This window comes from Novosphingobium resinovorum (genome assembly GCF_001742225.1).
GTDB classification, from domain to species: domain Bacteria; phylum Pseudomonadota; class Alphaproteobacteria; order Sphingomonadales; family Sphingomonadaceae; genus Novosphingobium; species Novosphingobium resinovorum_A.
Window position 1 is genome coordinate 633,279 of record NZ_CP017077.1, and the last position, 20,320, is coordinate 653,598.

Consider the following 20,320-nt stretch of genomic DNA (forward strand, 5'->3'; position numbering starts at 1 on the left):
CTGAGGTCAGCGCCTCTCTATCGAGGCGCGGCATGGTCATTCGGCGGAGCCGGGCTGCGCCATCTTGCGATGCTGCTCGGCCAGGATCGCCGCCGGGGTGACGTGCGCCACCGCCGCCTGGATCTTGTTCTTCCATCCCGAGACGATGTGGGCATCGCCGTTCATCAGTGCTTTCCATCCGTCGCGGGCGACGTCGGCCGGATCGCTCTTGCTTTCTGACGCGCCCACGCTAGTGTCGAGCATGTCGGCGCGATCGAAGAACTCGGTCTCGACTGGTCCGGGCATGAGTGTCGTGACAGTCACGCCCTTTGCCTCCTTGATCTCGTTGCGCAGCGCATCGGCAAAGCTGTCCACGAAGGCCTTGGTGCCGTTGTAGACCGCCTGAAAGCTGCCCGGAATGAAGCCTGCGATGGACCCGGTAATCAGCACTTTGCCATCGTCGCGCGCCACCATTCCCTTGAGCACCTGTTGCAACAGATAAAGGGTGCCGGTGATGTTGGTATCGACCACCCGGCGCCAGTCGGCGACATCCTGCTCGAGGAAACCGTGCCCGAGCCCCCGGCCCGCATTGGCGCAAAGAAGATCGATGCGGCGGCCGGCAGTGGCGGCCAGCAAGGTATCGACGCCTTCCAGGGTCGACAGGTCGGCCTGCACCGCGTCTACCGAAACGCCGTGCAGCCCAAAGTCCTGTGCGGCCGCCTCGATCAGTCCTTCATCTGCGACGACGAGCAGGTCGTAGCCGTTTTCGGCGGCGATGCTCGCCAGTTCGAAGCCGATACCGGTGGAGGCGCCGGTGACGATTGCGAATTTGTCAGCCATGATGCGTGTCCTGTTCTGCCGCGACTGCGGTTTCGGTGAAGCCGGGCTTGAGCACGACCTTGGTGACTTCGTCCTGGTTGTCGTGGAACATCTTGTAGCCCTTGGGCGCGTCCTCCAGGCCCATGCGGTGCGAGATCAGGAAGGTGGTGTCGATCTTGCCCTCGACGATCGCGTTGAGCAGCCCCGGCATGTAGTGCTGTACGCTGGTCTGCCCGGTCTTGAGCGTCAGCCCCTTTTCCATGAAGGCGCCGAGCGGGAACTTGTCGACAATGCCGCCGTAGACGGCGGGCATTGAGACGCGGCCGCCCTTGCGGCAGGCGACGATCGCCTGTCGGATCGAGTGGATGCGATCGGTGCCAAGCATCAGCGAGGCCTTGATCTGATCGACTACGTTGTCGACGAAGAAGCCGTGTGCCTCGAGCCCAACCGCATCGATCACGGCGTCCGGACCGATCCCGCCAGTCATTGCCATCAGCGCTTCGTAAGTCTTCGATTCCTCGAAGTTGATGATCTCGGCTCCGAACCTGCGCGCGAGGTCCAGCCGGCGGGGAAAGTGGTCGATGGCAATCACCCGCGCCGCGCCCATCAGGAAGGCGGACTGCACCGCGAACAGGCCGACCGGGCCGCAGCCCCACACCGCGACAGTGTCGCCCGGCTCGATGTCGGCGTTCTCGGCCGCCTGCCAGCCGGTGGGCAGGATGTCGGACAGGAACAGCACTTCGTCGTCGTCAAGCCCGTCTGGCACCACGATCGGGCCGACGTCGGAGAACGGCACGCGCACGTACTCCGCCTGGCCCCCGGCGTAGCCGCCGGTCAGATGGCTGTAGCCGAACAGGCCCGACATCGGCTGGCCGTAAAGCTCCATGCCGATGTCCTGGTTGTCGGCCGGGTTGCCGTTGTCGCAGGCGGAGTACTGGTGCTTGCCACAGTGGTAGCAGCTTCCGCAGGCGATGGTGAAGGGAACGACGACGCGCTGGCCCTTGACCAGCGTCGATCCCGGCCCGGTCTCGACGACTTCGCCCATGAACTCGTGGCCGAGGATGTCCCCGGCCTTCATGGTGGGGATGTACCCGTCGTACAGGTGAAGGTCCGATCCGCAGATCGCGGTCGAGGTGATCTTGATGATGGCGTCGCGCGGGTTGAGGATTTCGGGATCGTCGACCGTATCGACGCGGACGTCATGCTTGCCGTGCCAGGTGAGCGCGCGCATCAGGCTGTCTCCTCGTGAAGCTGCGCGCGGGTGCGCGACGACGTGGCGACTTCGCCGGTTTCCATAAGCTGCTTGAAGCGCCGCAGATCGCGCCGCGCCTGGATCGCCGGTTCGCGCTGGAACATCTTTGCGATGAGCCTGCCCACCACGCCAGCGGGCGGGTCGTAGACGATCGTGGCGGTGACGATGGTGCCGCGATCGCCTGCGTTGCGAAATTCGATGCGGCCGCTGTTGGGCACGTCTGCATCTTCGGTGGAGGCCCAGGCGATCAGTTCGCCCTCCTTCTCCTCGGTGACGAGCGCGTCCCATTCGACCGTCCTTCCGCCTGGCGCCTTGACGACCCAGTGCGAGCGGGTCGGCGACAGCACGTCGACCCGTTCGACGTTGTCCATGAACGTCGGCAGCCGTGCAAAGTCGCGCCAGTAGGCATAGAGTTCCGCGCGGGGGCGGTTGATCGTCACGGTCCGACCGATCAGGCTGTCACCCCGCGTTTCTGCAAGTGTCTGCAAGGCGGCGTCGCGGGTCTCGCGAAATTTTGAGGTGGTAGGCGGCGCGTCGTCGTTCATGGTTGCCATTCCTGCTCTCCATGTTTTCGGATGTGCTGGTGGTCCGGTCGGACCTGACCACTGTTGCAAATGAAACGATCGCCGCGCTCATAAAGACCCGGCACGATCTAAAGATAATCCCGCCGCAGGCACGGCTGGGCCCGACAGGTCAGCATTCGAACCCGTCGAGCAGGCTTTCGACGCGCACGATACGATCGGCTTCGCTCGGCAGTGCCTCGGCAAGGATCCACCGTCCCTTGCTTTGCGCGAAGCCCGTGGCGGCGAAGTCGATCGGGCAATCGCGGCGCGGAGTGAGTGCAATCGCGGCTGGGCCCGCGTCTATGCGCGCGATCCGCAAAGCCCGCGCGGTCAGGCGGATGCGGGCATGGGCCAGCAGCATCGCCGCTTCGGCGGGCAGCGTTCCGAAGCGATCCAGAAGTTCATCATCGAATGCATCGAGCGCCTCTTCGGTTTCGATGCGCGCGAGCCGCAGGTAAAGGGACAGCCGCAGGTCCGCCTCCGGAATCCAGCTGTCGGGCAGCACGCCGCTCATGCCCAGGTTGAGTTCGGGACTCCAGCGCTCGGCGTCCTCGCCGCGCGCGGCCTTCAGCGCGACACGGAGCAGATGCTGGTAGAGATCGACGCCGATCAGCTTCATGTGCCCGGCCTGATCATCGCCGACGAGGTCGCCCGCGCCGCGCATGTCGAGGTCCTGGCCGCTGATCGCGAAACCCGCGCCCAGCCGGTCGAAAGTCGCGAGCGTGCGCAGCCGCTTGAGCGTGCGCGCGGCGATAGCATCCTCGCCTTCGATCAGCAGGATCACCTGCCCGCGCCGGTTGCCGCGCCCGACGCGGCCGCGCAGCTGGTGCAGCTGTGCCAGGCCGAAGCGATCGGCACGCCAGACGATCATGGTGTTCGCGCGCGGCACGTCGAGGCCCGCTTCGATGATGTTGGTCGCCAGCAGGATATCCCCCCGGCCAGCGCCAAAGCCGACCATGACGTCGTCGATTTCGGCCGCTGACATTTTTCCGTGTGCTTCGACCACCACCAGATCGGGGGCCGCGCGTTTTATCTTCGCGGCGACTTTCGCCATGTCCTCAATACGCGGCACGACCACGAAGCTCTGGCCTCCCCGCGCCTTTTCGCGAGTGAGCGCGGTGCGGACGAGCACATCGTCATACTGCCCGATGCTGGTGCGGATCGGCTGGCGCCGGGCGGGAGGCGTGGCGATGAGGGACATCTGCTGCAGGCCCACCAGCGCGGCCTGCAGGGTGCGCGGGATCGGCGTGGCGCTCAGGCTCAGGACATGGACGGTCCCCAAGCCGCGCAAACGGGCCTTGTCGGCAGCGCCGAAGCGCTGCTCTTCGTCGATGACGACCAGCCCCGGCCTGGCGTAGTTCACGCCCTTCGCCATCACCGCGCCGGTGCCCACGACGATACCGGTCGAGCCATCGGCAAGCCCCGCTTTCACAGACTTGCGTTCTGCCGCACTGCTCAGCCGGGACAGGCCGGCGACCTCGATTTTCGTTCCCTCGAAGCGGCGGCGGAACGTCTCCAGGTGCTGCCGCACGAGGACGGTGGTCGGCGCGGCGACCACGACCTGGAAGCCGGCCAGCGCCGCCAGAGCTGCGGCCCGCAGCGCGACCTCGGTCTTGCCATAGCCGACGTCGCCGATGACCAGCCGGTCCATTGGCCGGCCGCTCGCCAGATTGTCGCGGACGGCTGCGATGGCTCCCGCCTGGTCGGCCGTTTCGTTGAAGGGGAAGCGGCCCGCGAAGCGTTCGTAGGCGGCAGGATCGGGCACCATGACCGGCGCTGTCAGCGTCTCGCGCTCGCGCGCCAGAAGCGTCAGGGCCTTCGCGCTCTCGTCGATCGCGGCGTTGATCGCCGCGCGGCGCTTGTCCCAGGATGAGCCATCCAGCTTGTCCAGGCTCACCGCGTCGCCGTCAGCGCCGTATCGCCAGATCCGGTCGGCCTCATCGAAAGGGACCAGCCGCCGAGCACCACCCGCATACTCGAGCACGATCCTGTCGATCGGGGACTGGTCGTCGCCCGCGCCGACCGGCGAGGCCTCAAGCCCCCGCACGCGCCCGACGCCATGGTCCTCGTGGACCACCACGTCGCCGCTGCACACTTCGATGCCGACGTGCCACGGGTTCGCGCCGGTCGGGCCACCAACGCCGATCAATGCGCGACTGCCCATCAGGTCTGCCGCCGCGACGAGAACGATGCGCTCGTCGACGTATCCTGCATCGATCGGCACCGTCAGGCTGCCGCCGCAGCCTGACGGCAGGTCATCCAGTGCCGCCCATGCGTCCAGTTCCACGATTTCCATCGACAGGCGCCGGACGACCTTGCCGCGCAGGAAGCGCAAGTCTCGCGCACTGCCCGCCAGCACGAACCTGCGTCCCGCAGCGAGCAGCGGCTTCACGAAGCGCACTAGCGCGGTAAGCGGCGAACGCTCGTTGGCGAACCGCGGCACCGGCGTGAAGTCCGCGTCAAACGGAGCCGGCCTCCAGTCCTTGCAGTCCTTCTTCCAGGCGATGTCGTCAATCGCATCCAGGCGATGGGGCGCACCGCCCATAGCGTCGCGGGCAAGCTGGATGAAGCGCCTGCGGCGATGGTCGGCTTTATCGGAAAGAGCGAGTATACCCGGCGTCAGGTGGGCAAGGATAGACGTCGGCTCGTCAATCGGCGGTTCGGCGGCGCGGCCGATCTCCAGACGCTCCAGATCGCCAACCGTGCGCTGCGTGCCGGGATCGTACGAGCGGATCGCGGCGATCCTGCCCGCTGCCAGCTCGATGCGGGCCGGGCCGCCGGCGTCGGCGGGAAAGATATCGATGACCTCGCCGCGCACCGCCATTTCGCCCGGTTCGTCGACGCGGTCGTCGGCGACATACCCCAGCTCTTCGAGTCGTATCGCGAACGCTAGGGTGTCCGCCTCGTCCCCGGGGTGCAGCGTGGGCGGGGCGCTATCGAACGCATCAGGCGCGGGATAGCGCCGCGCTGCGGCTTCTCCGCTCAGGATGCAGGCGATGGAAGTGCCTTGCGCCAGGCGAAGGGCCCGCAGCGCCGACGCGCGGCGCCCCGCGTTCGCCGGCGTCGCGGGAGCCGTGTCCCCCGGAAGTGCGTCGCTGGATGGCACGTGGACGACATGCCCTTGCGGCGCCAGCGCCCGGACGGCTTCGGCCAGGGCCTCGGCCTGCTGCTCGTCGTCCGCCAGGAAGGCGATGGACCTCTCGGCGAGGGTTTGCGCGATGCGGAGCGCGGTGAACGCCAGGTTCACGCCGCACCTGAGACGCAGTCGCGCCGTTGGGCTGCGGGGCGCATTGCCCAGTGACGGAGCTCAAGCCGCATGGTCATGTCAGTCAGATCGCGCTCCTTGCCTGTGAAGTTGATCGCCTGCGAGGTGCGGCGACTGGCCTGGCTCCACAACGCACAGAGAAAACGAAAGAAAAGGGGCCCGCCGGCTAAATTTGATTGATCTGTGTTGATTGCGGCATCGCGCCGCACCGGCGTCACCGGGCGGCTGAACCGGGTCACACCGTTTCGTCAGGCTCCCTTCGCGCGCTGGTCTTCAGGATAGTCTTCGGGCCTGACGGTGCTTTCCGAAGGTCGGTCCTTCAGTTTCTGAGGCTTCTGGCCGCTTTCATTCTGCTTGTGCGGATCGAATGAGTCCGGGCGCGCATCGCCCATCGGGCCGCGCGGAGTTTCCGGATCGCTTTTGGACATGTTGATTTCCTTCGGTTCGGGGCGCGGATAGGGCCGCCGCCCGGTATCGAGGAAGAAAGCCTCCGGCAGGCCCGCGCGTTCCCGCACGACGCACAGAAGTTGTCCTTCGTACGACCCGGCGCAGATCAGTCCGGGCCCTTGCGCTCCCTTCGGCGGCCCTTCGTCATCGGGTCCGGTTTCTTCGGCGGTGTCCATCCCGGAGGTGGCTTTACCTGCCCGCGGCTTGTGCCCAGCCCCATCGCTCCCGGTTGTTGACGAATGAGACCGGAGGGATCGACGTCCTGTGCCGACCCACCAACCGGCATGCCGCGCAACAGGCTGATCCGGTCGCGCAATTGCGCTGCCTGCTCGAAGTTTCCCTGCGCCGCGGCGTCGTGCATCGCGCGCTGCAGGTCCCGTAGCTGCTCGTCCTGGCGGCCCATCACCTGAACGCCCACCGCAGCGCCTGCGCGACGCCCAGCGTGCCCGCGCGCACCAGCGGCGTTCGAAGCGGCGAGGGAGACAGGCCATGGAGCGAGCGAGCCCAGCGTGGCAGCAGATCGACGCCAGCCTGCCCGGCAAGCCTGCCGGGCAGGCCGGCGAGCCGGTTCGCTGCGACCGGATGCAGGATCAGCCGGGCGACTTCGGCCGTTCGCGCATCCGCCCTCAGCGCCGGACGCATCCCGGTTATCAGGCGGTTCGCCTCGGCCCGCGTGCGCGGCAGGGGTTCTGCCCCCAGCGCCCCGCCGATCAAGGCCATCTCGGCAAAGTAGCGATCCTGGTCGGCGCGTGACATCCAGGGCTCGCCGTAGCGAATCCAGGCGTCGAGGAAGCTGTGGGTCTCTGTGACATGCACCCACGCCAGAAGCGCCGGGTCGTTCGCTTGATACGCCGTGCCGTCCGGCAGATGCCCCTTGACGCCATCATGGACGGACCGGACCCGCCTGATCATAGCCTCGGCTGCGGACCGATCGGCATACGTGGTTGTGGCGATGAAGCGGGCGGTACGCCGCAGTCTGCCGTGCATGTCGGCACGAAAATTGGAATGGTCCCACACCCCTGCCAGAACGCCGGGATGCAGCATCTGCAGCAAAAGGCTGGCGATGCCGCCCGCCATCATAGAGGCGACGTCACCATGGACCCGCCAGGCGACCGATGTCGGCGCGAACAGCGCGTTTCGGCTCCTCACCACCGGTGCCTCGCCTTGCTCGCGGTCGTTGAACATGCCGACAACCTGTTGACGGATGGCCCGCTTGACCGGGTTGGACGTGCGATTGCTTTCGCTCATACCAGTCCAACGTCTCGCCGTCGCAATCGCTCCTGGGACTGCGGGCGCGTCAGCGTGCGCCAGAGGCGTTCAGGTCGTTCGTGGGTTTGCAACAAGCCGCACGGGTACGCCCTTTGAGGCAGGCGTTCGCGATTGCTCGTCATGATACCATACCGGGATAAGCGGGTTCATCTCGGGATAGTATGCGCCGATGCAGCCGCGCGGGAGCAGGAAGGGGGTGACGGTCAACCCGCTTACCTCCCGGTGGACCCCGTCGCCGGCATCGCCGACCAGCCCGATGACCTGACCTTGCACCAGCCCGGCCTCGGCGATGTCTTCCGGGTTCATGAGCACGACGTCCCGCGTGCCCTCGATACCGCGCAGGCGGTCGGAATAGCCGTAGATAGTAGTGTTGAACTGATCGTTCGAGCGCAAGGTCATCAGGCGGAAACGACCGGGCGCGTCCTCAAAGCCGATCGAGCGCATGGCGGTGGGGACGCTGAATTGCGCCCTGCCGCTTTCGGTCTTCCATATCCGGCCGCGGGCCGGATTGCCGCGATGGAACCCGCCCGGCGTGAAGACGCGCCGGTTGAAGTCGTGGAACTGCTCGGGATAGGTCTTCTCGATGCAATCGCGGATCTTGGCGTAGTCTCCCGTCCATTCATCCCAGCGCACCTTAGGATTCGCCGGTAGGGTCGCCTTCGCGATGCCTGCGACGATCGCAGTTTCCGAGCGGAGATGTTCGGAGGCCGGTGTATTCTTGCCGAGCGAGCCGTGGATGCACGAAATCGAATCCTCCATTGTCACGGCCTGCGAACCGGTTGCCTGGACATCCTCCTCGGACCGGCCCAGGCAGGGCAGCAGGTACGCGACTTCGCCGTTCACCAGATGGCTGCGGTTGAGCCTGGTCGCGATCTGGACGGTGAGACGCAGTCTGGTCCAGGCCTCTTCCATCCGCTCGCGCTCGGGAATGGCGCGGATGAAGTTGCCGCCCAGGCCGATGAACGCCTTGAGTTCGCCGGACAGGATCTTGTGGCAGGCCTTGATGGTGTTCAGGCCCTCGTCGCGCGGTGGATCGAAGCCGAACTGCTCCGCCAGCCTGTCGAGCGGCACGAGTTCCGGCTTTTCCGAGATACCTACGGTCCGCTGACCCTGCACGTTGGAATGTCCGCGCACGGGAGAGATGCCGGTGCCCTCGCGACCGACATTGCCCTTGAGCAACCACAGGTTAGTGAGCGCGGCGATGTTCTGCGAGCCGTGGACATGCTGGGTCAGCCCCATGCCGAACATGGCGATCGCACGGGGCGCTTCGATGTAGATCTGGGCCGCTTCGCCGAGATCTTCACGCGAAAGGCCGCTCTCGCGTTCGATGTCGTCCCAGCTAGTCGCCTCTGCGTGGGCCTTCATCTCGGCGAAGCCGTCCGTGTGCTGGGCGATGAAATCGACATCGAGGACGTGTTGATTCTCGTCCCGCCAACGGATTTCTTCCGCCGCCAGGACGTGCTTGATCAATCCCGTTATCGCCGCGATGTCGCCGCCCGCCTTGACCTGCAGGTAGAGCGTGGAAATTTCGGTCTTCTTCGTCGTGAGCATTTCCAACGGGCTCTGGGGGTTCTTGAACTCCTCAAGGCCCTCCTCCCGGATCGGATTGAACGTGACGATCTTCGCGCCGCGCTCGACCGCCTTCTGGAGTGGGTGAAGGAGGCGCGGGCTGTTTGAGCCGGTGTTCTGCCCGAAGAAGAAGATCGCGTCGCACACGTCGAAATCGTCCAGGACGCAGGTTCCGACCGGAGATCCGATCACTTTCTTCAACGCCACCGAAGTCGTTTCATGGCACATGTTGGAACTGTCGGGCAGGTTGTTATGACCATACAGTCTGGCGAACAGCGCATAGAGGTAGCTGGTCTCCAGGCTCGCGCGGCCTGAGGCGTAGAACACCGCCGAGCCGGGATCGATCGCTTTCAACTCGCGTCCGATCGCTGCGAACGCGTCCTCCCAGGAACACGCAACGTAGGTATCGCTCGACGCTTCGTAGCGCATGGGATGGGTCAGGCGGCCTTGCTGTTCCAGGTCGTAATCCTTCCATGTCCGCAGCTCGCTGACGGTATGCCCGGCGAAGAACTCGGGGGTGCAGCGATGGCTCGTCAATTCCCAGAGCGTGGCCTTGGCACCGTTCTCACAGAACTCGAACGCATGTGGCTTGGCTGGTTTTCCCCATGCGCACGAGACGCACATGAAGCCTTTGACCTTGTTTTGCCGCCTCAGTGTATCGAGGGCGCCCGGCGTCGGCCGTTCGCGCCAGGCGGTCTCGGCGATGCCGCGTACAGAGCCCCACCCACCTTCGGCACCATCGTAATGGACCGTGCCGTCCTGTTCATCAATCATGGGAAATTCCAGCTATGGAGCGCGGAAAAGGATGTGGCGCGGCTTGGATTTGGTCGAAAGCGCCCAGCGCAGCGGCCATATCGCGAAGAGGCCGGCGTTCCTGTAACACCGGCCCATCTACCATTTACTCTGCCGCAATGTCCTGTGGCGTGCGGGGGTCGTGGATAGGACAGCCGTTGACCCGGCCGCGAAAGGCGGCCGAGCGACGGTAGGTTTCGTTGCGAGCGCGGTTGATGTTGCCCAGCGGCTGGTGCGCGGTGACCCCCCGCCAGATGTTGAAGCTGAGCGCGTCGTCCTGCGGGTCGCTCGTCCCGTGCTGCCAGCTGATCTGCGGTTCGATCTCGAGCGTGGCCACCGTCACGAACGGGCTTTCGTCTTCGCTCCATTCGACGGTCGAATCCTCGACGGGCATCTTATCGAGATCGGTGTTAAGCTGGACACGCAGTTCCCATTCGCCACCATGCTCGATTAGAGCGCGGCTGACGTCTTCGCGCAGGGCATCGGGGCGGTCGGTCACGTCGATCTTCACGCCCGTCAGCGAGGTTAGCGAAGCGGCCACCGGCACGAGGCTGAACTTCGCGATATAGTCGCCGAACCGATAGGGGGTCTGGGAATAATAGGTTTCGCCGAGCGGGTGGACCTGGGGGGCGCCCCCCAACTGTTGGATCGTCGGCGATTCGTAGCCCACGGCGGACAGCGCGGCGTTGACGCCCTGCAGCACCGAGGAGAGCACTTTCTTGCCGCCTTCGGCAACATCCGTGGTCTTGGCCAGCAGTTTCAGGTTTTTGAGAAACGCCGCGGTATCGGGAGCGGTGAAAACCGGCCCGTTGACCATGATGAAATCCTGCGAGGTTTCGCCTTCCGATCCGGGCAGCCGATCACCGGGAACATCCATTACCTTTAGCGCCAGCCCGCGCGGAAGGGCAATCGCATCGTCGAGCACATCGCCTGCATTGGTGGAGATGCGGATGACGGCGTCGAAGCTGGCAGGATGCGAAAAAATCCCCTGGGCGAGGTCCGGGGGAAGCCCGGCGGTCACTGTCAGGCGGCCGATGGCAATGCCATGTGCCTTGGCGTGAACGGCCCGGAAACCTGTCTTGTAATCCTGAGCAGTGGTTTGCTGAATGGAATCGAGTTGTTCTTCAAGCCCCCGTATAGTTTCTGCCTCATCCGGCTTCACTTGCTCGACAGAAGGGGAAAAACGGACGGGATGGGTCATGGCGCATGTTCCTGTAAGATTTTAAGTATCTAACGCTGACAACGCGCAGCAAGTTTCCCGCCCCGCAGGCCCAGACTAAATAGGGTCGGCCAGCAATCGGGAGCTATCGGCGCGATAGACTCGAACGCACGGCGAGGCATGAGCAGCACCATCTGGCCGCACTCGAACACGGCGGCGCCGCGCGGAACCGGCCCCAGCTCTTCGGCGATCCCGGCGGCCACCGTGGTCGCCGCAGCAACATAGCTCACCGTGCCGGACCTGTATTCCATGAGCGCCTGGACGGTTTTGCCAAGAGGTGTGCTGTCCCGTCCAGCCTGGGCATGCCCGCAATTCCGGTGGCGGTGAACAAGGTGGGAGAAGATGCCCTGCGACTGCCATCTTGGCGGATTACCCACCATCTTCATACGCGCGTTGCCTTCCCAGCCAGCGCCCTATGCCGACGAAATTGATGAACGTCAGCAACCCGTTGGCGGCGATCAGGCTGACTTGTCGCGAGCAGAGCCCGACGATCGTCCAGGCAACCGAACCGATGGCAACGACCGCAAAGCCCATTCCCTCACACGGGCGGCCAGGTTGATGTGGGTCATCATGGCCGCAAACATCGTTGCGATCGGAGCCAGCCATTCTGCGATGTCGGTCAGTGTCCAGTCCTTGCGTGTATGGCAGACTGCATCGGTTTTTCGGTCTTTGCTGCCGCTCAACGTATGGGAGTATGCGATGGGACGAGATGAGAGTGTGAAACTCGCATTTATGCCGATTGATCTTGAGCTGGTACGGTCATGTCGTTCTGGCGGCGTACCAGGCGGCGTAAGGTGTAGTCCTCGCCATATGGCGATTGAGGTCCGGCGCTCCGTCATCCCACCAGACCTGTCCTCGTTCTCCCAGCGCGCGCTTGGCCCGATCGACTGCCGCGTGCGCCTCGTCTTCGGCGACGGTGTCTTTTGACCGCCGCGCCGCTGCTATCGCACGGCGGGCCCTCATCAGTTCTGTAACCAGATGTGCTCGGCGGTCTTCGGGAAGGCGGGGATCGGACATCCGCCACAGCCGGCCGCGAACCACGAAGTAGCGGCCGTCCGGCGTGACGGGATGGTCCCTAGCGGCTGGCGGTCGGTCAGTCATGGAACGAAGTCGCAAGCCTTGGTCGCGCCCTGCCGGGTTCCCACTGCACGACAGGACGGCTCAACTGCTTCTCCGGATGGGTATATACTGGCAGGTAAAGGTGGGTTCCATGCCGGGAGAAGCCGGCGTCAAATGCACGTAAAGTCGATCGCCGACCGGCTGGTCGGTCAAGCAGAACGCTTGCTCCGCTTCATACAGGTCGTCCTTGTGCGGATCGGCCCATTGCCTGACCGACTTCACCGCGCGCGACTTGGCCTTGCCCTCGCTTTCAGCCACGACAAAGACGTTGCGGTGTCGTTCCGCAAACTCCCCGGGCTCGTAGCCACCGAGATTGACGAAAAAAAGTCTCTCAGGCCCGGTGAACGGCTCGGAGCGCAGCGACACGTCATGGCCATCGGCATGAGTGATCTGTGCCCAGCAATCGATGTGCAGACTTCGGGGCACGCCCCACCAGTCCCGGCGCAATGCTGCGTAGGTCTCCTCGATCGTGTTGGCGACCACGAACCGAACGTCGTGGACTTCGATGTTGGCGCCAGGAAATTCGCCGCCGATGTAGATTGCGAACAACTTCATGAAAGAGCCATCCCCTGTGCCTCGCTGGCCGGTTCGGCCGCTACCGCGCTTTCCCGGGCAAGGGCAGCGGCCAGTTCCGCGCCCACGACCTGGCCGATCTCGCAAGAGCTGGTGATTCCCTGGATGAAGGGATGCCTGCCCATGATGAAAGGCAGGCTCAGACAGAAGAGCTGGTCGGCCGGAAGGTCGGGCGATATGGGATGAAACTCGTCGTCGACCACGATGCCCCGCGCGGGACCGCGTTCCTGTCCGGCTGCCACGTCGCGCACGATGCCCTGATCGCGCAGCGAGGCGAAAGGGAAGTCCTTGGCCGCCAGAGCACGCTGGCCGGTAGCCTCGATGAAAACCGGGAAATGGACCGCTTCACCATCGAGGTGGAGAACGGCGCCGCTTTCCGCCCGGTGATTGTCGATCCTGTAGTTCTCCCCCACCCGCAAGACGTCAAGCTTCCCGGCTTTGTGAAGCGCCAGCATGCGCTTGATCGATTCGTGCGGAACCGTGGCGTAATCGTCGACGAACACGGGTTTGAAGAAGCGGGAGAAGCGTTGGAAATCTGCATCGTCGAGATGCGGTATGAGGCTCTGGATGACTTCGTGCATCCGCAGGATCGCGTAGCGCCATGCCACGGTGCGGCGTGCCTCGTAATCCGCCTGCGCTTGTGCCAGGTTCCGATCAGCCCACACAAATGGGTCAGTCGCCATACGCTCGGCAAAGTAGCCGTCGCAGAATTCTTCCATATCGAGCCGGTCGAGCCCTACCCGCTCTGCATAAACGCCATCGGCTGCGGCCAGCTCCTGCTTGAATAGCCCAAAAGCTCGATCGAGAAGGTCGTCCATCTGCCCGGCAATAAGGGCTTCGATGGCTTCGTCGTTGCAGATGGCGAGCGGCTCATAGGGAATGGGAAAATAGAAGTCCGCTTCGGGAAGCAGCCCCTTGCGCGACAGCATGGTCATATGGAAGTCGTCGGTGCCCACGCCGGGCGCGTAGATGAGCCCACCCTGCCCATCATCAACGAACGCGCCATGGCTTACCGCCAGCGCCACCGCAGCATCGATCGCGGTCAGCGACGAACCGCGAATGCCGATCCGGCAGGCGCGAATTTTCTCGATCTCGGAAGCAGGCCAAGGGCTGAGGAAGTAACCCGGCCGCACTTCCGGTTGGGCTGGCCATTGATGACCGGTTGCAAGCACGACATGGTCGAAGAGGGTCTCGAAAACACCTCCCCGCTCCGGCCGCACGACCAGGGTCATTCCATCGCTTCCGCTCGTCGCATCGATGACTTCGCACCGCGTACGCACGTTCACCTTCACACCGGCGCACGTGGCCCGCTCGAGCATCGCCTGAAGCTGATCGTGGAAGTACTCGCCGAGCAGCACGCGCGGGTAGAACGCGCGATCATCGATCTGCTCGCGATCTATGCGCAGTTCTGAAAGCCGATCGTCGCTCTGCCGGTGCAGCCAGTCGACCAGTGTCTCCTCCAGCGGCGGAATCTCGACGCTGGCGATGTTGGACAGCATGGCGGGGTCGTTCCAGCCGGGCCGATAGGGCGTGCCCCGTCCAACGCTCGCCTGCTTTTCGAACAGGGTGAGCTCGAATGGCGGTACCTCCTGTTGCAGCAAGGCGTGCAGCGTATAGATAGTGGTCGGGCCGGCACCGACGAACGCGACAGATCGGGTCATTCCCGCGAAATGCGCGGGACATGGAATCGGCTCCCGCGAAACGGTTTGATCCCTGTTAATGGCTGCGAACTGTGTGACCGGCTCCAGGCGATGAGGTCGTGATCCGCCTAGACAGGGCAATCTCGAAAGCATGGCGTATCGCACCCACCAGATTTGCTGATCTCAGACCTTCCTACCGTGGAGGGCTCGGTCTCGCGGTTGAAGTGCGTGCGGTTCGCAAGACCAGGGGATGCCATGCATTCCGTCCCCGATATCGGCATGCCCAAGTCAGCGGCAAGAGATAGCTCAGCGGTTCTATTCGTCACTGGTAAGCAGGTCAGCAATCTGGGCCGAGAGTACATCCAGCGCGAAGGGCTTCGTGACCAGCCTCATGCAAGGCTCCAACTGGCCGTTGGCCACGACGGCATTCTCTGCAAAGCCGGTGATGAAAATCACCTTAAGATCTGGACGGGTGACCCTTGCCGCGTCAGCGACCTGACGGCCGTTCAGCCCCCCTGGCAAGCCGACATCCGTGATAAGCAGATCGATCGCTGCGTTTGAATCGAGCAACGTCACCGCCGTAGGTCCATCATCCGCCTCGAGCGTCACGTGGCCCATTTCCTCAAGTAGCTCACAAACGAGCATGCGGATGGTCGGCTCATCATCCACGACCAGAACGGTCCGCTTGCCTGTCTCAGGGATCGCGCATGCCACTTCGAGCGGCTCTGCGGCATCGACGTTGCCGTAGTGTCTTGGCAGATACAGACACATGGTGGTCCCCATACCGACCTCGCTGTAGGCGCGCACTTGTCCCCCTGATTGCCGCGCGAATCCGTAGATCATGGAGAGGCCCAATCCCGTCCCCTCTCCAAGCGGTTTGGTCGTGAAAAACGGATCGAATGCCCGTTTCATAGTTTCGGCCGACATGCCCGTACCCGTATCGGACACGCACAGCGAGAGGTACTGCCCTTCCGGGAGATCGCGCTCGCGACTTGCGCGAGGGTCAAGCCACTTGTTTGCTGTCTCGATAGTTATCCTGCCGCCTTCCGGCATGGCATCTCGTGCATTGATGCATAGATTGAGCAGTGCGTTCTCGAGCTGGTTCGGATCGACCAAAGCGGTCCAGAGCCCCGCGGCACCGACCACTTCAAGCTGGATCGCCGGCCCCACCGTCCGCCGAATGAGCTCCTCCATTTCCGCGACAAGACGATTAATGTCGGTCGGTTTTGGATCAAGCGTCTGTCTTCGGGAAAATGCCAGCAGGCGGTGGGTGAGCGCGGCCGCACGGCGCGAGGCTCCCTGGGCAGCCGTTACGTACTTTTCCAGCTCACCGATCCGGCCTTGAGCGATCCGGACCTGCATCATCTCCAGTGATCCAGTGATACCGGCAAGCATATTGTTGAAGTCGTGAGCCAGACCGCCGGTGAGCTGACCTACGGCTTCCATTTTCTGAGAATGCCGAAGCTGTTCTTCCGTCATCATCAGGCTGGTGGTGCGCTCTTCGACCTGCTGCTCGAGCGATTGGGTGAGAGCGGCCAGGTCATGCTCGGCCCGCCGCCGTTCAGTTGCGCTTCGAGTACGGGCAGCAATCTCCTGCATGAAAATCACTTCGTCAGCGGACCAGGTGCGCGGAGTGCCGTTGTTCACGTAGATCAGAGCAACAAACGCACCGTTCTCATGCAACGGCATATTGATGAAAGAATGGGCGGTGATATTCTTCAGGACGTCGGCCTGGTCCCGCGTGCGCACATCGACATCGGCATCGGTGCACAGCACCGTCTCTCCGCGTTTCAGGTCTTCGATGTAGGTGCCATGCTCACGAAAATGCAATGTCCCGGCGATGGTTGTCACACCCGGCGCGTTCCAGTCACGCTCGACCGTTATCGTCTCAGCAACTGGATCAATCGTGCCGTATCCGGCTCGGCTGACACCAAGTGTGGTCCCGAGAATTTCGGACGCCGCGAACGCAATGTCCGCAGGGCTGTCCATCTCGCGCAGCACGTCCGTCAGGTGGAGTAGTGCTGCTTGGCGAGCCTCTGCCCCCCGGCGGTCGGTAATGTCGAAACTTACGCCCGGAAAGTGCTTGGTGATCCCGTCGGGAGCAAGGCTGCAATGCCCTTCGGCCGCAACCCATCTAATCGATCCATCCGGCTGGGTCAGCCGATATTCGCAGGCAAAGGGCCCGAGCTCTTCCGCGGCCTTTTCGATTCTGGCTGTCAATCCGGGGAGATCATCCGGATGAACCCTTGCGAAGAACTCTTCAAGTCGCGCGCCGCGCGCGGCGCGCTCCACGTCCACACCGTAGAGCGTAGCAAGCCGCGCGTCCGACACGATGAGATCATCGCCGACGTTCCAGTCCCACGTTCCAACTGACCGGGAAGCGACCAACATCGCATCACTTCTACGCTGCAGCATGCGCAGTTCGATCTGGGTGATCGCCTGGGCCGCCAGTGCGATCAATGTCTGGCGCTGAACTTCGTTCAAGCCCTCAGGTCTTGGGACGGTATCGATGACACAGAGCGAACCAAGCGGCAGGCCATCCGGCGTGAGGAGTGGGACGCCGGCGTAATAGCGGATGTGGGGTTCACCGGTGACCAGTGAAAAATTTGCCGTTCTACGATCGGCGGCAAGGTCTCGTATCTCGAAAAGGCCCGGTCCCTGGATGGCCAGCGCGCACACGGATGTGTCGATCGACGTCTCAAGCGTAGTGACGCCAAACCTGGCCTTGAACCATTGCCGGTGCCTGTCGACCAGACTGACAAGCGCAATTGGGGTGCCGCATGCGTTCTTTGCAAGCCAAGCGATATCGTCGAACGCGCGCTCCGGCGGTGTGTCGAGGATATCGGCCTGCAAGAGGCTTTCGAGCCGCTCCGATTCTGTCCAGGCCCGAGCGGGAGTGTCAGAACCAGATTTCATCGCGCCGGCCTGTCAGGCGAAATTGATGCCAAGGTGATCTACCATCTCTCTGCGAAAGCGATTTGCGGGGCACAACTTCCACGCATTGTCACCGAACGCTTTAGGGGATTTGATGTTTCCCCAACATCTTAGTTCTGCGCGCCAAATGCCGTGATGCGTTCGGCGCCAGACCGCGTCGGAGATCACCGCAGCCTTGCATCTTCCCGCTCGCCAAGCAGACGCCAGATCGGAAGGGGATCAGGCGTCGCGCCTTTTGGGGGTATGTGCTCACCCGCAAAAAGCGCGCGCCTGCCGTTTGACATTGATTTCCTCGTGCCTGGAAGTGGGCATCGATTTACGAATGGGTCTGAAAGTCCGTCTGAGAGTGTTCATGGATTGACAATTCTGCGGAGCATGAGACTGCCTAGAGCGACATGGATCATGGCCTCCGGGACGTCGATCCGCTGCTCGTCGCCGCGGACGAGCCGTTTCCACCGGGTCATCCCACCGAAAGTGCGCTGGACGAGACACATGGGCTGGATCATCGCATTTTTCGTTGGCGGCATCGCAGGCTGGCTGGCTAGCATGGTGATGAAGCGGGATGCATCGATAGGCCCCTTCCTCAATATCGTCGTGGGCTGTGCCGGCTCGATTATCGGCAACGCGCTTTCAGGGCCGTTGCGGGGCATTCGTGGCAGTGTGGGCAGGAATTTTCGCTTACAGATCTGATTATCCCCTTCGTTGGCGCGGTCATCCTTCTTTCAATCGTCAATTTCTTCCACCGCAACCGCGCGCTGAGCGAATTTTCAAGTCGGGGATTGCGCCGCCCCTCAATTTCGGACGGGCGGCGTTTTGCCGTCCAGATATCGCCAACCCTTGCTTCCGTCGCACAGATATGCGTTCAGCCGAGTGCATGGTTGAAACTTAAAAGCCGGCCGGCGCTTTGTGCAAGAGCCATCTTCTCGCCGTTTCGGTGAGTATATGGCGCTTCACCGGAGCCTGATTTATGTTAATTCGCGGCGGATATGAGATTGGTCTTAAAGTAGAGGCTTCAACGCCTTTGGTGGCGATGCTCAACGTTCGTCCGGAAAGATTTCAGGACTTGCGATCACCTCACGCGATCATGAACGATCGCGGCATTCCGATGCAACATTACCATGATGCTTTCGGAAATTTTTGCACGCGCCTCACTCTGCCGAGCGGGACAACCACGATTTCCTGCAACTTTCTGATGCACGACTCTGGGCTGGCCGACATCGAGTGTCCTGATGCTGTGCAGCATGAGGTGGCCGATCTGCCGCACGAAGTGCTCCAGTATCTATTGGGAAGCCGGTATTGCGAGACAGACCATCTCTCCAATATCGCCTGGGGATTGTTCGGACACATACCCGCGGGGTGGCAGCGGGTAAGGGCCATCGTCGATTTTGTTCATCGCCACCTGACGTACGGCTACGAGCACGCCCGCGCGACGCGAACGGCGTACGAAGCGTACAACGAACGCGTCGGCGTATGCCGTGACTTCGCCCATCTGGCCGTGGCTCTATGCCGGTGCATGAACATACCGGCACGCTATTGCAGCGGATACCTTGGTGATATCGGTGTGGAGCCACTCGACGTTCCGATGGATTTTCATGCGTGGTTCGAAGCTTATCTGGGCGGCACATGGCACAGCTTCGACGCGCGTCACCAAGTTCCGAGGATCGGGCGGATACTTATGGCATGTGGCCGCGATGCGGCGGATACGGCGCTGACCACGGCCTTTGGCCCGCTGCAGCTTGTCAGTTTTCGCGTGCTAACAGAAGAAGTCAACGTGGCCGGAACACAGACTTCGAACTCCCTAGCATTCGCGGCGTGAAGCTTGCTCTTCGGCCAGCCTGGCCGCCGCAATAAGGCTTTGGCCGGTTTTTACTGCAGCATTGACGGTCATCGTGACGGCCATGCCGTTGGGGCCGTCCAGAATGACGACCCCGTTCTCGGCACTTGCAACGCCGGGATCGTCTCTTGGCTGGGGCGGGTTCGGCTGTATCGTCATGACGGGTGCTCTAGATGAGAGGGCAGGACGGGGTCGGGATCTTCCAGATAGAGGTAATCCGGATCAAACTGGCCACGTGCGACAAGGCGCTTGGCGTCCAGTATTTCGACGAGCGAAGAGCGGAAGATGCAGACTTTCTCTTCCCGCAGCTGGCGCATGACCCTGTTCACATGAACGTTGGTCAGGCCGCATATTTCGGCGATATCACTCTGGGTCAGCGGCAGGGCAAACCGGCGGCCGTCGCTCAGCCCGGCCGAAAACAGCCGAGCATTGGTCTCGCACAGAAAATGCGCGACCCTTCCCATTGCATCCATGCGCCCGAGGCGGAACAGCCAGGCGCGGTGGATCGCAGCATCGATAAGTGTGGAGAACCATAGTTTGCGGCCCAGTTGCGGCTGCTCCTCGATGATCGCATCGAGCTGTTCATGGCGTACGATCGCCACTGTGGCGGCAGTCATTGTTGCCACGTCATGGTCGAGTGTCTGGAGCGGGTAGGCGTGCAGATCGACAAAGTCGCCGGGCACATGGATTGCCACCAGCTGGCGTAGTCCGTTGCGATCGTCGATGTACCGTGACAGAAAACCGTCAACCAGCAGAGTGCTTTCGTGCAGTGCGGTTCCCGCGCGGATGATGATCTGGCGAGCTTCCAGCGTCCTCACTTCCTCTATCGCCCCTTCGAGGCAAAGGCGTTCGTTGGCGCTGAGACTGGCTCCGCGCTTGTATCTGAGAAAGCGATCAGTAAACATCGATGCCTTTTCAATGCTGATGGTGTGGTCCGGCGCACACGCGCATGATCTGAACTGCTGCTGGCAGGGAAGTGTTGCGCGCATCTGCGATAAATCGTCTTGACGCAGGTTAATTTACGATTTTCGGAAGCAACTGGGAGT

At 62.9% G+C, this 20,320-nt stretch carries 19 protein-coding genes and 2 pseudogenes; 2 read left to right on the plus strand and 19 right to left on the minus strand.

Annotation, left to right across the window (positions count from 1 at the left end; translation table 11 throughout):
• Window positions 1–36: 36 nt before the first annotated feature.
• From BES08_RS28000 to BES08_RS34340, 17 genes and pseudogenes are all read right to left on the minus strand, one after another.
• Window positions 37–819 (minus strand): SDR family NAD(P)-dependent oxidoreductase, encoded by a 783-nt coding sequence (locus tag BES08_RS28000; protein WP_008828968.1) that lies wholly within the window; start codon window positions 817–819, stop codon window positions 37–39.
• Window positions 812–2,029, minus strand: coding sequence for a zinc-dependent alcohol dehydrogenase (locus BES08_RS28005; protein WP_008828969.1), 1,218 nt, complete (start codon window positions 2,027–2,029; stop codon window positions 812–814). Before BES08_RS28005 ends, BES08_RS28000 begins: the two co-directional genes overlap by 8 nt.
• A complete protein-coding gene (locus BES08_RS28010; protein WP_037518337.1) occupies window positions 2,029–2,604 on the minus strand; it encodes an SRPBCC family protein in 576 nt (191 codons plus the stop codon). Before BES08_RS28010 ends, BES08_RS28005 begins: the two co-directional genes overlap by 1 nt.
• A gap of 139 nt (window positions 2,605–2,743) precedes the next feature.
• Window positions 2,744–5,860 carry a TRCF domain-containing protein gene (locus tag BES08_RS28015; protein ID WP_069710004.1) on the minus strand — a complete coding sequence of 1,039 codons (3,117 nt, stop codon included), beginning with the start codon at window positions 5,858–5,860 and terminating at the stop codon, window positions 2,744–2,746.
• Window positions 5,857–6,117, minus strand: coding sequence for a hypothetical protein (locus tag BES08_RS33345; RefSeq protein WP_156800024.1), 261 nt, complete (start codon window positions 6,115–6,117; stop codon window positions 5,857–5,859). The genes BES08_RS28015 and BES08_RS33345 overlap by 4 nt, the downstream gene beginning before the upstream one ends.
• A gap of 9 nt (window positions 6,118–6,126) precedes the next feature.
• Complete coding sequence (locus BES08_RS34325) at window positions 6,127–6,501, minus strand: hypothetical protein (RefSeq protein ID WP_231958398.1); 375 nt, start codon at window positions 6,499–6,501, stop codon at window positions 6,127–6,129.
• The gene (locus BES08_RS32305) at window positions 6,432–6,728 is read right to left on the minus strand and encodes a UvrB/UvrC motif-containing protein (protein ID WP_083274882.1); all 297 of its coding nucleotides are present in this window, start codon (window positions 6,726–6,728) and stop codon (window positions 6,432–6,434) included. Before BES08_RS32305 ends, BES08_RS34325 begins: the two co-directional genes overlap by 70 nt.
• Entirely contained in the window at window positions 6,728–7,573 is an 846-nt protein-coding gene (locus tag BES08_RS28025) for an oxygenase MpaB family protein (protein ID WP_069710005.1), read from the minus strand. The genes BES08_RS32305 and BES08_RS28025 overlap by 1 nt, the downstream gene beginning before the upstream one ends.
• Window positions 7,574–7,642: 69 nt before the next feature.
• A complete protein-coding gene (locus BES08_RS28030; RefSeq protein ID WP_069710006.1) occupies window positions 7,643–9,937 on the minus strand; it encodes an FdhF/YdeP family oxidoreductase in 2,295 nt (764 codons plus the stop codon).
• Between the two features lie 124 nt (window positions 9,938–10,061).
• Window positions 10,062–11,156, minus strand: a complete 1,095-nt coding sequence (locus tag BES08_RS28035) for a catalase family protein (protein ID WP_069710007.1) — start codon at window positions 11,154–11,156, stop codon at window positions 10,062–10,064.
• 29 nt (window positions 11,157–11,185) lie between these two features.
• Window positions 11,186–11,425: a hypothetical protein gene (locus BES08_RS33350; protein WP_037518345.1), complete on the minus strand. Its 240-nt coding sequence runs from the start codon at window positions 11,423–11,425 to the stop codon at window positions 11,186–11,188.
• A gap of 118 nt (window positions 11,426–11,543) precedes the next feature.
• Entirely contained in the window at window positions 11,544–11,780 is a 237-nt protein-coding gene (locus BES08_RS34330) for a hypothetical protein (RefSeq protein WP_156800025.1), read from the minus strand.
• Between the two features lie 153 nt (window positions 11,781–11,933).
• Entirely contained in the window at window positions 11,934–12,275 is a 342-nt protein-coding gene (locus BES08_RS34335; RefSeq protein WP_083274883.1) for a hypothetical protein, read from the minus strand.
• Between the two features lie 60 nt (window positions 12,276–12,335).
• A complete protein-coding gene (locus BES08_RS28045; RefSeq protein ID WP_008828978.1) occupies window positions 12,336–12,848 on the minus strand; it encodes a DUF1543 domain-containing protein in 513 nt (170 codons plus the stop codon).
• Complete coding sequence (locus tag BES08_RS28050; protein WP_069710008.1) at window positions 12,845–14,527, minus strand: FAD/NAD(P)-binding protein; 1,683 nt, start codon at window positions 14,525–14,527, stop codon at window positions 12,845–12,847. Before BES08_RS28050 ends, BES08_RS28045 begins: the two co-directional genes overlap by 4 nt.
• A gap of 294 nt (window positions 14,528–14,821) precedes the next feature.
• Complete coding sequence (locus BES08_RS28055) at window positions 14,822–17,359, minus strand: ATP-binding protein (RefSeq protein ID WP_338043870.1); 2,538 nt, start codon at window positions 17,357–17,359, stop codon at window positions 14,822–14,824.
• 431 nt (window positions 17,360–17,790) lie between these two features.
• A pseudogene (locus BES08_RS34340) lies at window positions 17,791–17,925 on the minus strand (IS5/IS1182 family transposase); the annotation flags it as partial.
• 7 nt (window positions 17,926–17,932) lie between these two features.
• Here BES08_RS34340 and BES08_RS32320 point away from each other — a divergent pair.
• Together BES08_RS32320 and BES08_RS28065 are read left to right on the plus strand one after the other, a co-directional pair.
• Window positions 17,933–18,192: pseudogene (locus tag BES08_RS32320) on the plus strand (GlsB/YeaQ/YmgE family stress response membrane protein); the annotation flags it as partial.
• 215 nt (window positions 18,193–18,407) lie between these two features.
• The gene (locus BES08_RS28065; protein WP_069710009.1) at window positions 18,408–19,256 is read left to right on the plus strand and encodes a transglutaminase-like domain-containing protein; all 849 of its coding nucleotides are present in this window, start codon (window positions 18,408–18,410) and stop codon (window positions 19,254–19,256) included.
• Here the strand turns inward: BES08_RS28065 and BES08_RS32325 are convergent.
• Together BES08_RS32325 and BES08_RS28070 are read right to left on the minus strand one after the other, a co-directional pair.
• Window positions 19,239–19,433 (minus strand): hypothetical protein, encoded by a 195-nt coding sequence (locus BES08_RS32325; RefSeq protein WP_083274884.1) that lies wholly within the window; start codon window positions 19,431–19,433, stop codon window positions 19,239–19,241. The genes BES08_RS28065 and BES08_RS32325 overlap by 18 nt on opposite strands.
• Entirely contained in the window at window positions 19,430–20,179 is a 750-nt protein-coding gene (locus BES08_RS28070; RefSeq protein WP_008833002.1) for a Crp/Fnr family transcriptional regulator, read from the minus strand. The genes BES08_RS32325 and BES08_RS28070 overlap by 4 nt, the downstream gene beginning before the upstream one ends.
• Window positions 20,180–20,320 lie beyond the last annotated feature (141 nt).